Here is a 12085-nt window from a genome sequence, read left to right on the forward strand (position 1 = left end):
CGACACCCGACAGGAGGCATTCATGAACGATGGTTTCCAGCTCCTTCGCACAACGCATCCCCTTCCCGCGGCCGAACGGGAGGAAATCCTCGCTGCTCCGGGTTTCGGTCGTTTCTTCACCGACCACATGGCCTCCGCTACGTGGACGCCGGAGACCGGCTGGCATGACTTTCGGGTAACCGCTCTCGAACCAATTCCAATGCACCCCGGCGCGGCCGTCCTGCATTACGCCCAGGAGATTTTCGAGGGCCTCAAGGCATTCAGGCACGACGACGGGAGCATCTGGCTCTTCCGGCCCGACCTGAACGCGCGCCGTTTCGTGAACTCGGCCAGGAGGCTGGCCCTGCCCGTGCTGTCCGAGGAGCTCTTCGTCGCCAGCGTCGAGGCGCTGGTGCGCGCGGACGAGGCGTGGGTGCCGCCGTACGAGGGCGGGCGGAGCCTGTACCTCCGGCCGTTCATGTTCGGCTCCGAGGCCTTCCTCGGGGTGCGCCCGGCCGCGCACGTCACCTACGGCGTCATCGCCTGCCCCGCGGCCTCCTACTTCTCCTCCGGTCTCAGCGGCGTCAAGCTGTGGGTCAGCGAGAACTACGCGCGGGCGGGCAAGGGCGGCACCGGCGCCGCCAAGTGCGGCGGCAACTACGCCTCCAGTCTCGCCGCCCAGGTCGAGGCCCAGGAGCAGGGCTGCGACCAGGTGCTCTACCTCAGTGACGACGAGGAGCGCTACCTGGAGGAGTCGGGCACGATGAACCTCTTCCTGGTCACCGCCGACGGCGAGCTGGTCACGCCGGGCCTGGGCACGATCCTCGACGGCGTCACCAGGGACAGCGTGCTCGAACTGGCCGACGAGCACGGCCTGAAGCCGGCGCAGCGGCAGGTCGGCCTGGCCGAGCTGCGTGAGGGCTGCGCGAGCGGGGCGATCACCGAGATGTTCGCCTCGGGAACCGCCGCGGTCATCAACCCGATTCTCGGATTCAAGGGAAGAGAATACGAGCAGACCGTCGGCGGCGGCGTTCCCGGGGAAGTGACGACAAGTATGAGGAATCACATTCTGAACATTCAGTACGGCCTGGCCCCCGACACCCGCAACTGGCTTCGCCGGGTGATTTAAAGGTGGCGTCCGCCTTATCGGGCCGGGAAACGGAGAATGCGCCCTCGGGACGTGTCGCCGTCATCGGGATCGGAATACGCGCGCCGGGTGGCGTGACGGACACCGCGTCATATTGGGACGCCATTGTCCGGGCCCGCGACCTGACCGGTGACTTACCGGCCGACCGTCGCGAGGCCTTCGGCGCCGAATGGGATGACGTGGTGACCCGAGGTGGTTACCTGGACAATCCCTTCGATTTCGACGCACGGTTCTTCGGCATGTCGCCGCGTGAGGCCCGCACGGTGGACCCCCAGCACAGGCTGCTGCTCGAAGTCGTCTGGGAGGCGTTCGAGGACGCGGGCACACCGCCGGGCGCAGGGGCGGAGGCGACCGGTGTGTTCGTGGGCATAACCGGCCAGGACTACCGGCACTGGCTGTCCGGGGAGCCCAACTCGTACTGGACGGTCGGCAACGGCCACAGCTTCTCCGCCGGGCGGATCGCGCACACGCTGGGCCTGGGCGGCCCCGCCGTCGCCATGGACACCGCCTGCTCCTCCTCCCTCGTCGCGATCCACACCGCCTGCCGGGCCCTCACCGCGGGCGACTGCGACCTGGCCGTCGCCGCCGGGGTCAACCTGGTCCTGTCCCCCCGCACGACCAGGGAGGTCGGCAGGACCGGGGCGCTGTCCCCGGACGGTGTCTCCCGGCCGTTCGACGCCGCCGCGAACGGGTTCGTGCGCGGTGAGGCGTGCGGGGCGGTCGTCCTCAAACGGCTGGACGACGCGCTCCGCGACCGTGACCGCGTCCACGCGGTGATCGACGGCAGCGCGATCAACCAGGACGGCCGCTCGGCCACCTTCACCGCCCCCAACGGCGACTCCCAGGCCAGGCTCATCGGGTCGCTGCTGGCCAGGATCGGCCTGACCGGCGCGGACATCGGCTACCACGAGGCGCACGGCACCGGGACCCAGCTCGGCGACCCGGTCGAGATGCGGGCCGTGACCACCGCGCTGCGCACCGGCGGAGGCGTTCTCCACGTCGGCTCGGTCAAGGCCAACCTCGGCCACACCGAGTCCGCAGCCGGGGTGATGGGGCTGGTCAAGGCCGTCCTGTGCCTGGAGAACCGGTTGATCCCCCCGCAGGCGGGCTTCGAGACGCTCAACCCGCGCATCGACCTGACGGGGACAGGCGTGGTCGTCCCGGGACGGGCCCTGCCCTGGGGTCCGGAGGCGGGCGCGCGGGCCTCGGTCTGCTCGTACGGCATGAGCGGAACCAACGCCTACGCGGTGCTCTCCGCGGCGCCCGCCCCCGGCCCGGTCCCCGTCCGGGACACCGGTCCCGTGCCCGGGTTCACGATCTCCGCCCGCACCCCGGCCGCGCTCGGGGAACTCGCCGGCCGGTACGGCGAGCACCTGGCGGGGCTCGCCGAGGACGGCTACCCGGCCTTCGCCCACACCGCGACCCACGGCAGGACACGCCACGCCCGCACGGTGTGGGTCGGCGCGGACTCGGCGGCGGCGGCGTGCGAGGCCGCCGAGGCGTTCGCGCACGGCCTCGACCATCCGGCCGTGCGCCCGCTCGCCGAGGACGAGCCGGCACCGTGGCCCGCCCCGGCCGGCGCGCGCGTCGTCGCGTCGCTGCCGTCCTATCCCTGGCAGCACGTCCGGCACGTCGTCGAGAGGGACGGGGGACAGGCATGACACGGCCACAGGAACGGGTGGGGGAGCACGCGCCCCTGAGCCCGCGCCTCTCCCTCGACGAGGTGCGCGGGCTGGTCACGGAGTTCTGGCCGGACTCCGGGCTGTGGGTGAGCGAGGTCTCGCCGTACCGGGTGGTCGTCACGGCGGGACCGGAGGGGCTGGAGTGCAGGCCGGGCGGCACCCTGTCCGGCCCGGCGATCTTCAAGGCGGCCGACCTGTCGTCCTTCCTGGCGATAAACGCCTACGCGGGCAGGGTACTGACCGGGGTGCTGACGCACGGCAGCGTCAGCCTGCTCGAAGCGGCGGAACCCGGCCCGCTCACGGTCGTCGTCGAGGTGGTCAGGCTGGGCCGCCGGACGGCGGTGGCGAACGGGCGGATCAGCGACGCCGAGGGCGGGCTGATCGCCGTGACGACCATGCAGTTCGCGCTGCCCTCCCGGCAGGTGCTCAGCCCCGGTCCCTGAGGAGGCGCGGACCGACGTGGTGGCGGAGCTCCGGACGAGCCGCTCCAGCCCTTCCCGACCGGTGTGCGGCCCAGGCCGCCCGGTGTCGTCGTGCGTCCGGCCACGGGGATCTCCCCGCGAAGGCCGTACGACCCGGATGACGGGGTAGGGGCGCGGTACGGAAGAGGGCGCAAGAGGGGACCAAGGTCCCTGGCCGACCACGTGAAGGACGGAAATGCTCATGGACATGGACACGCTGCGGGAAGTCGACATGTACTGGCGGGCGGCGAACTATCTGTCGGTCGGGCAGATCTACCTGCTGGACAACCCCCTACTGACCGAGCCCCTGGCTCCGGAGCACATCAAACCCCGGCTGCTCGGGCACTGGGGCACGACCCCCGGCCTGAACTTCTGCTTCGCCCACCTCAACCGGATCATCACCGGCAGGGACCAGGACATGATCTACATCGCCGGACCCGGGCACGGGGGGCCTGCGGCGGTGGCGCACGCCTGGCTTGAGGGCACCTACACCGAGCGCTACCCGGCCGTCACCCGTGACGAGGCCGGGATGCGGCGGCTGTTCCGCCAGTTCTCCTTCCCCGGCGGCATCCCCAGCCACGTCGCCCCGGAGACCCCCGGCTCGATCCACGAGGGCGGCGAACTCGGCTACAGCCTGGCCCACGCCCACGGCGCGGCCTTCGACAACCCGGACCTGGTGGTGGCCTGTGTGATCGGGGACGGTGAGGCCGAGACCGGCCCGCTCGCCGCGAGCTGGCACTCCAACAAGTTCACCGACCCCGTCCGCGACGGGGTGGTGCTGCCGATCCTGCACCTGAACGGCTACAAGATCGCCAACCCCACGGTCCTGGCCAGGATTCCCGAGAGTGACCTGGTCAAGCTGCTCGAAGGGTACGGCTACCGCCCGCACCTGGTCTCCGGGGACGACCCGGCCGCCATGCACGAGCTGATGGCCGCGACCATGGAGACGGTGTTCGACGAGATCGCCGCCTACAAGGAGGACCGGGGCGGCAGACTGCCGATGATCGTGCTGCGCTCCCCGAAGGGATGGACCGGGCCCGCGGTCGTGGACGGGCTGCCGGTCGAGGGCACCTGGCGGGCGCACCAGGTGCCGCTGGCCGCGGTCCGCGACGACGCCGGGCACCGGGCGATGCTTGAGGAGTGGATGCGCTCCTACCGGCCGGAGGAACTGTTCGACGAGCTGGGCCGTCCGGTGGCCGAGATCACCGTCACCGTGCCGGAGGGCGAGCGACGGATGAGCGCCAGCCCGCACGCCAACGGCGGTGTGCTGCTGCGCCCGCTGACGCTGCCCGACTTCCGTGACCACGCGGTGCAGGTCAAGTCCCCGGCCGTCGAGTCGTCCGAGCCGACCCGGGTGCTCGGCGGGTGGCTGCGCGACGTGATCGCCGCCAACCCGGAGACCTTCCGGCTGCTCGGGCCGGACGAGACGGCCTCCAACCGGCTGTCGGCGGTGTTCGAGACCACGGCCAAGGTCTGGGAGGCCGAGATCCTGCCGACGGACGAGCACCTGGCCCCCGGCGGACGCGTGATGGAGGTGCTCAGCGAGCACCTGTGCCAGGGCTGGCTCGAAGGGTATCTGCTGACCGGCAGGCACGGCCTCTTCAACTGCTACGAGGCGTTCATCCACATCGTGGACGCCATGTTCAACCAGCACGCCAAGTGGCTTGAGTCGTCCAGGAAGATCGGCTGGCGGGCGCCGGTCGCGTCGCTGAACTACCTGCTGTCCTCGCACGTGTGGCGTCAGGACCACAACGGGTTCAGCCACCAGGACCCGGGCTTCCTCGACGTGGTGGTGAACAAGAAGGCCGAGGTGGTGCGGGTCTACCTGCCGCCGGACGCCAACACGCTGCTGTCGGTCGCCGACCACTGCCTGCGCTCGCGGGACTACGTGAACGTGGTCGTGGCGGGCAAACAGCCGGTACTCGACCTGTTCCCCATGGACGAGGCGATCGCGCACTGCACCAGGGGGCTGGGCATCCTGGAGTGGGCGGGCACCGAGCACCGGCCCCAGCAGGATACGGCCGCCGAGGCCGGGCCGGACGTGGTGCTGGCCTGCGCCGGGGACGTGCCGACCCTGGAGACGCTGGCCGCGGCGGCGCTGCTGCGCGAGCACCTGCCCGAGCTGAGGGTCCGGGTGGTCAACGTGGTCGACCTGATGCGCCTGCAGCAGCCGTCGGAGCACCCGCACGGGATGCCGGACGCGGAGTTCGACGCGCTGTTCACCCCGGACAAACCGGTGATCTTCAACTTCCACGGTTACCCCTGGCTGATCCACCGGCTCACCTACCGGCGTACCAACCACGCCGGGCTGCACGTGCGGGGCTACAAGGAGGAGGGCACGACGACCACCCCGTTCGACATGGCGATGCTCAACGACATCGACCGCTACCACCTGGTGATGGACGTGATCGACCGGGTTCCCGGGCTGGCGGTCAGGGCCGCGTGGCTGCGCCAGCGGATGGCCGACACCCGGCTGCGGGCGCGGGCCCACACGCGGGAGTACGGGGAGGACCTGCCGGAGGTGCGTGACTGGGCCTGGCCGTACTGAACCGTAAATATCCGGAAAGACCCTTGCTTTAGGGATTTTTGCCGCTGTGTCCACCTATGTCGGGAAATGAGAGAGGGGGATGGAACCCACAACAGGGAGGAACCCATGAGCACACCGATGCGCCGTGAGCAGAGAGGCCTCGTTCCGGAGCTGTTCGACTGGCTTGAGCTTCCCTTCGCGGCGCTGCGGCCGCCCGCGGCACAGCCCATCAAGTTCGAGGACTACGTCAAGGACGACCGCTACGTCCTGCGGGCCGAGCTGCCGGGGATCGACCCGGGCAAGGACGTGGAGATCACGGTGTCGAACGGGGTCCTGACCGTACACGCGGAACGGCGCGACGAGCACCGTGACCAGCACAGGACGGAGTTCAGCTACGGCTCCTTCACCCGTTCGGTCAGCCTCCCGCCGGGAGCCGACGAGAACGACATCAAGGCCACCTACGACAAGGGGATCCTGGAGGTCAGCGTCAGACGCGCCGGGCGCGAGCGGGAGGGCAAGCGCATCCCCGTCGAGTCCCAGACACGGCAGCAGCAGAAGAAGAGCTGACCGGGCGAGAGGCGGGGGAGGGCACCGGACGCCTCGCCTCCGCCGGGCGCGGCGGGATCCGGACGGGGTTCACGAGGCCCGGGCGTGCGGGCCCGCCGCGCGCTCCGCGCGCAGCACGCCTCCGACGACCTCGCCGTCGACGGTCTCCTGTTCGAGCAGGATCGCCGCCAGCCGGTCGAGGGCGCCGCGGTGGGTGCGCAGCAGGCCGACCGCGCGCCGCTCCGCCTCGGCGAGCAGGCGGGCCACCTCCTCGTCGATGACCTGCTGGGTCCGCTCCGAGTACGGCCTGCGCGCCAGGGTCTCGGCCTCCTCACCCAGATACTGGGGGCTCGACGAGGAGTAGCCGACGGGGCCGAGGGCCGGGGAGAGGCCGAAGTCGCGCACCATGCGGGTGGCGATCTGGGTCGCGCCCGCCAGGTCGTTGGCCGCGCCGGTCGAACCCTCACCGAAGACGACCAGCTCGGCCGCCCGGCCACCGAGCCGTACGGCCAGCAGGTCGGCCAGGTAGCTCTCGCCGTAGAGGTGCCGTTCGGCCTCGGGAAGCTGCTCGGTGACACCGAGGGTCATGCCCGCGGGCAGGATCGTCACCTTGGCGACCGGGTCGGCGTGCTCGCACAGCGCCGCGAGCAGGGCGTGCCCCGACTCGTGGACGGCGACCGCGTGCCGCTCCTGGGGCAGCAGGGCGTTGGAGGTGTCCCTGCGGCCGAGCAGCACGCGGTCACGCGCCGCGCCGAGGTCGCCGGGGGTGATGGTGGTACGGCCCGCCCTGACCGCGTTGATCGCGGCCTCGTTGACGAGGTTGGCCAGGTCGGCGCCGGAGAAGCCGGGGGTGGCGCGGGCGACGACCCCGAGGTCGGCGTCCGGGGCGAGGTGTTTGCCCGTCGAGTGGACGGTCAGGATCGCCGCCCGCTCGGCCTGGTTGGGCAACGGCACGGTCACCTGACGGTCGAAGCGCCCCGGCCGCAGCAGGGCCGGGTCGAGGGTCTCCGGCCGGTTGGTCGCGGCCAGGACGACGATCCCGCTGCCCTGGTCGAAGCCGTCCATCTCCGCGAGCAGCTGGTTGAGGGTCTGCTCACGCTCGTCGTTGCCCCCGGTCACCGTCCCCGAGCCCCGGCGGCCCCCGATCGCGTCGATCTCGTCGATGAACACGATCGAGGGAGCGCGCTTGCGCGCCTCGTCGAACAGGTCGCGCACCCGGGAGGCGCCGACGCCGACGAACATCTCCACGAACCCCGAGCCGGTGACCGACAGGAACGGCACCTCCGCCTCACCGGCGACGGCCCTGGCGATGAGCGTCTTGCCGGTTCCCGGCGGGCCGACCATGATCACGCCCCGGGGTGGCTTGGCGCCCGCGGCGGCGTACCGCTCGGGCGCCCGCAGGAAGTCGATCATCTCGCTGATCTCCTGCTTGACGCCGTCGTACCCGGCGACGTCGGAGAACCTGGTGGTCGGGCGCTCCGCCTCGATGATCTTCGCCTTGGAGCGGCCGAAACCGCCGATGCCGCCGATGCCTCCGGAGAGGGACTGCTGCGCCTGCCGTCCCGTCCAGGCGAACAGGCCGATGAGCAGCAGCAGCGGCAGGAATCCGATCAGGGCCGACCAGAGGGAGCCTCCCGACTGGGTCGCCGTGGTCTGGACGTCCTTGGCACGCAGCCGGTTCTCCAGCTGGGCGGAGTTGGGCGCGGTGGGGATCTGGCTGGTGAACCTCGTGCCGTCCTTCAGGGTGCCGGTGACCGCGCCCTGGTCGTCGATGGAGACGGTCTTGACCTGCCCGGCGTCCACCCTGGTCAGCAGGTCGCTGTAGGAGTACGGCGCGGGCGGGTTCCCCCCGAGCAACAGCGGGACCAGCAGCCAGACCAGGACGATCAGCGTGCCGATCGGCAGCAGCCAGCTCCGCCAGCCACCGGAGGGCGGCGTCGCGGGAGGCGGCGGGTCCTTCGAGGGACCCGGGTTCGCCTTGCCCGTCAGGTGCCGGCCGAACAGCCGCATCGGGGTGATCATCCGCAGGCCTCCATGTCGGCTCCCCCCTTAGGGCCAGTCTCCGGCCGGGAGACGGGTTCCGGCAGGGCCGAAAGACCCGAATCAGCCCAGGTGCCTGACCCTGACCACCCCGGGGACCGTACGGGCGAGCAGGTCGGCGATGTCGTCCACGCTCGCGGCGTGACGGCCGCGCAGCTCGACCATCCCGTCACGCACCACGACCTCCCAGGACGGTCCCGCGGGGTAGCGCTCACGCAGCGCGGCCAGCACGTCGGCGCGGATGTCCTCGTCGGGACGGGCCAGCAGGGCGAGCAGGTCACGGCGGCTGAGCATGCCGACCACCCGATCCCCCCTGGTCACCGGCAGGCTCTTGACCCGCCTGCAGATCATCAGGTCGATCGCCGCGGTGACGTCGGTCGTCTCCGTCACGGTCGTGACCTCGGAGGTCATGACGTCGGCGACCGTGTACGGCGCGGGCGCCGAGTGCCCGAGCACGATCCTGGCGCTGGAGCGGGGGTCGCGCTCGAACTCACCGCGCAGCAGGTCCATCTCGCTGACGACCCCCGCCAGGCGGCCGTCGCCGTCCAGCACGGGCGCCGCGGTGACGTCGTGCCCGTACAGGACGCGCACCGCCCGCCGTACCGGATCGGAGGGGCCGACCGTGACCACGTCCGTGGTCATCACCTCCCGGACCAGCATGGTCGTCACCCGCCTCTCGTCACTCCCGCGGTCATGTGTCCTCACCGCCATCCCAGCCCGGAACGCCGGCGGGACGGTAGAGGCGGAGGTCCTCACCTGGGCTTCCGCCAGGGGCGCCGGGAGGGAAGCCCTGCCGGAGCGAACCCGCCCACCGGGGGCGGGCACCCGGCCCGGCCGCGGGAGGAGGAACCACGGAGCCCGAGCGCCGGGCCCTCCTCCCGCGGCCCGCTCCTACCGTCGTCCGCCGTCGTCCGTCGCCGGGCAGCGCAGGCCCCGCGACGGCACGGTCAGTGAGATCAGGTAGTCGTCCATCGCCTTCGTGGTGCACTCGGTCATGCCGTAGACGCCGTGTCCCCAGCCCTCGTAGGTGAGCAGCACGGCCCTGGGGCCGAGCTGGCGGGCCGCGTTGGCCGACCACGTGTACGGCGTGTCGGGGTCGTGCAGGGAGTTGGCGAGCAGCAGCGGCGCGGTGCCCGTGTACCGGAGCCGGTGCTGCGGGTTGTTGACGGGATGGCCCTGGCAGATGGGCATGTCCCCCATCGGCATCGGGTTGTAGCGCATGTCGGGGGCCAGACGGTTGGCGCCGCGCAGCAGCCGCTCGTACTCGGCGTAGCTCCGCACCGACAGGTCGTGGTCCTCACAGAGGATCGCGGTCGGCAGTTCGGCGAGTTCCCCGCCCACGGGCCCGTTGCCGGGCGGGGGCGGCAGGTCGGACGGCACGGGGCCGCCGTCCAGGGCGAGGATCACCTGGGCCAGCAACTGCCAGGCGGGTCCCTCGTTGAGCACCACACCGAGCCAGAGGAGGTTGTGGGCGCTCAGCGGGCGGTCGGTGACGCCGGGGTAGTAGAGCTCCCCGCGCTGGGCCTTGGCGATCAGCCCCTGCCACACCTGCCGGACGTCGCGTCCGTTCAGCGCGCAGGAGGCGTCCCGGTCGCACCAGGCGACGAACTCGTCGAAGGCGTCCTCGACGCCGGCCGCCTCGGTCTCCTGGAACGCCCTGACGCCGAGACTGTGGTCCATGTTGCTGTCCAGCACCATGGCCCGGACCCGCCGCGGGAAGAGTTCGGCGTACATCTGCTGGGCGAGCGTGCCGTAGGAGACCCCGTAGGAGGTGAGCCTGCTCTCCCCGAGGGCGGCGCGGATGGCGTCCATGTCGCGCGCCACGTTGACCGAGTCGACGTGGTCGTACACGGGGCCGGTGCGCTGCCTGCAGTCCGCGCGCAGCGTCCTGTTGTAGGCGATCCACCTGTCGTAGTCGGCCTGGCTCTTCATGATCGGGTCCGGCATCCGGTTGTACACCGACGCCGAGCAGACCACCGCGTTGCTGCGGGCGACGCCCCGGGGGTCGTAGCCGACGACGTCGAAGCGCCGCCGGATCTCCTCGCTGAAGCCGGGGGCGCGCAGGACGTCGTTCACGCCCGATCCGCCGGGCCCGCCGGGGTTGGTCAGGAGGGAGCCGATCCTGGCCGAGGGGTCGGTGGCCCTGCGCCGGGCGAGGGCCAGGTCGATTGTGTCCCCGTACGGTTTCGACCAGTCGACCGGGACGGTCAGCGTGCCGCACTCGATGGCCGGGTCCTCCTCGCACGGACCCCAGGTGATGCCGTTCCCTCCGGTGGTGTCGGCCGCCTCGGCCGTCGTGAGGGGGCACAGGGCCGTCATGGCGGGGCACAGGGCCGCCACCGCCACGAGGACGACGGCGAGTTTGGAGAGTCCTCTCCGCAACGTTGCTCCAATCGTCGATTGGCAGATCAAGCCGTTCGTGCGGCGGGGGATCGGTCCTGGCCGTGCCGCGCGTGGCCGCATCGGAGGCTCACCGGATGCCGGCCCCTGGACCGTGGGGGCGATCCCGGGCCGCAACGGGGCCGTTGACATCTGTCTCGTGTTGATCTTCTGGCATGCTACCGACCATTACCGCCATGTGCGATAAATCGCATTTGAAGCTGATATATCGCCACAATGGGTGGTCGTCGGGTGGCGCTCAGGTCAACCGGGGGAACGGGTGAGCGAGCGGGCGGCGCGGGCCAGGTGGACCGCCATCGCGCAGAACGTGAGAACCCAGGCCGCCAGCCCGAACCACACCTCGACGTCGCCGAAGGCCGTCACCAGGCCGAGACCGGCCGCCTCGCCCAGACCGTGGGAGGCGGCGGCGTAGGTGCCCAGCGGGAAGACCAGGCTCCACATCCCGGGCCCGTAGCGCAACGGGACGCCGCGCCGTACGTGCCGCCACCAGCCCGCCAGGAGCAGGGCGAAGAAGACCCAGGTCGCGAACCCCCAGAAGACCACGCCCACGTGCAGGGCGAAGTCATGGACCACCTCGGCGGCGGGCGCCTCCCGCATGCCCGCGATCTTCGCCGCCGCGACGACGCTGATCGCGTTGGCGCCCATCGCGACCCAGTAGGGCGGGTTCAGCTCGTCGGCGTCCATCTCGAACAGCATCAGCCGGAAGCACACGACGACGCCGACCAGCAGATAGAGCCACATGGAGATCGACCAGACCGCCACGGCGAACAGCGCCAGGGCGTCGCGGGGACCGGCCCCGGCGCGTTCGAGCGTCGCGGCGAGGATCGCGACGGACTGCCCGCCGACGACCCAGACGAACCAGGTCCCGTTGGCCCGCGCCAGGGCCTTGACGCTCTCGTGCCGCAGCACGCTCGCCCAGGGAACGAGGTAGGCCAGGACGAGCCAGCTGAGCGCGCCGACGACGAGGAACACCGTCGCGACCCCGAGACGGCCGTCCATGGCGATCCGGGTGCCGAGCAGGTCGGTCGCGGCGACGAAGGTGAAGAAACCGAAGGCCTTCGCCGGATCGCCCAGGTCGCGGGCCGTCTCCGCCCGGCAGCCGAGCAGCCGCCACCCGGACAGGACCAGCAGCACGGCGTAGCCCGCGATCCCCACCCAGAGCAGGACGGCGGAGGGCACCTTCAGGCCCATGGCGCGCGTGTCGACCGAGATGATGCCCGTCGCCATCACCATGGCGAAGTAGGCGGGCTCCAGATTCCGCACCGCGGCCCGCCGTACGTCCCCCGGGGACGGCAGGCGCATC

At 71.3% G+C, this 12085-nt stretch carries 9 protein-coding genes; 5 read left to right on the forward strand and 4 right to left on the reverse strand.

The genetic code is table 11. From position 1 onward, the window contains the following. Positions 1–22: 22 nt before the first annotated feature. From ABT340_RS04250 to ABT340_RS04270, 5 genes are all read left to right on the forward strand, one after another. Positions 23–1108 carry a branched-chain amino acid aminotransferase gene (locus ABT340_RS04250; protein WP_352009184.1) on the forward strand — a complete coding sequence of 362 codons (1086 nt, stop codon included), beginning with the start codon at positions 23–25 and terminating at the stop codon, positions 1106–1108. A gap of 2 nt (positions 1109–1110) precedes the next feature. Further along, positions 1111–2787, forward strand: coding sequence for a beta-ketoacyl synthase N-terminal-like domain-containing protein (locus ABT340_RS04255; protein WP_352009185.1), 1677 nt, complete (start codon positions 1111–1113; stop codon positions 2785–2787). Further along, complete coding sequence (locus tag ABT340_RS04260) at positions 2784–3251, forward strand: PaaI family thioesterase (RefSeq protein ID WP_352009186.1); 468 nt, start codon at positions 2784–2786, stop codon at positions 3249–3251. The genes ABT340_RS04255 and ABT340_RS04260 overlap by 4 nt, the downstream gene beginning before the upstream one ends. 226 nt (positions 3252–3477) lie before the next feature. Then, entirely contained in the window at positions 3478–5817 is a 2340-nt protein-coding gene (locus ABT340_RS04265) for a phosphoketolase family protein (protein ID WP_352009187.1), read from the forward strand. 105 nt (positions 5818–5922) lie between these two features. Continuing rightward, positions 5923–6363 carry an Hsp20/alpha crystallin family protein gene (locus ABT340_RS04270; protein ID WP_352009188.1) on the forward strand — a complete coding sequence of 147 codons (441 nt, stop codon included), beginning with the start codon at positions 5923–5925 and terminating at the stop codon, positions 6361–6363. Positions 6364–6432: 69 nt separating this feature from the next. Here ABT340_RS04270 and ftsH read toward each other — a convergent pair whose 3' ends face one another. The 4 genes from ftsH to ABT340_RS04290 all read right to left on the reverse strand — a co-directional run bounded on the left by ftsH (position 6433) and on the right by ABT340_RS04290 (position 12084). Continuing rightward, positions 6433–8364, reverse strand: coding sequence for an ATP-dependent zinc metalloprotease FtsH (ftsH, locus tag ABT340_RS04275; RefSeq protein WP_352009189.1), 1932 nt, complete (start codon positions 8362–8364; stop codon positions 6433–6435). 81 nt (positions 8365–8445) lie between these two features. After that, the gene (locus tag ABT340_RS04280; RefSeq protein WP_352009467.1) at positions 8446–9042 is read right to left on the reverse strand and encodes a CBS domain-containing protein; all 597 of its coding nucleotides are present in this window, start codon (positions 9040–9042) and stop codon (positions 8446–8448) included. A gap of 231 nt (positions 9043–9273) precedes the next feature. Beyond that, the gene (locus ABT340_RS04285; protein WP_352009190.1) at positions 9274–10764 is read right to left on the reverse strand and encodes an alpha/beta fold hydrolase; all 1491 of its coding nucleotides are present in this window, start codon (positions 10762–10764) and stop codon (positions 9274–9276) included. Positions 10765–11025: 261 nt separating this feature from the next. Continuing rightward, positions 11026–12084: a tellurite resistance/C4-dicarboxylate transporter family protein gene (locus ABT340_RS04290; protein WP_352009191.1), complete on the reverse strand. Its 1059-nt coding sequence runs from the start codon at positions 12082–12084 to the stop codon at positions 11026–11028. Position 12085: the final 1 nt, after the last annotated feature.

This window comes from Streptosporangium sp. NPDC000239 (genome assembly GCF_040300765.1).
GTDB lineage: Bacteria > Actinomycetota > Actinomycetes > Streptosporangiales > Streptosporangiaceae > Streptosporangium.

What these genes read in the sequence shown, in the direction of transcription:
- ABT340_RS04250 (WP_352009184.1), top strand. Translation starts at nt 23, where the DNA reads ATGAACGATGGTTTCCAGCTCCTTCGCACAACGCATCCCCTTCCCGCG.
- ABT340_RS04290 (WP_352009191.1), bottom strand. Translation starts at nt 12,084, where the DNA reads ATGCGCCTGCCGTCCCCGGGGGACGTACGGCGGGCCGCGGTGCGGAAT.
- ABT340_RS04270 (WP_352009188.1), top strand. Translation starts at nt 5,923, where the DNA reads ATGAGCACACCGATGCGCCGTGAGCAGAGAGGCCTCGTTCCGGAGCTG.
- ABT340_RS04260 (WP_352009186.1), top strand. Translation starts at nt 2,784, where the DNA reads ATGACACGGCCACAGGAACGGGTGGGGGAGCACGCGCCCCTGAGCCCG.
- ABT340_RS04280 (WP_352009467.1), bottom strand. Translation starts at nt 9,042, where the DNA reads ATGCTGGTCCGGGAGGTGATGACCACGGACGTGGTCACGGTCGGCCCC.
- ABT340_RS04265 (WP_352009187.1), top strand. Translation starts at nt 3,478, where the DNA reads ATGGACACGCTGCGGGAAGTCGACATGTACTGGCGGGCGGCGAACTAT.
- ftsH (WP_352009189.1), bottom strand. Translation starts at nt 8,364, where the DNA reads ATGATCACCCCGATGCGGCTGTTCGGCCGGCACCTGACGGGCAAGGCG.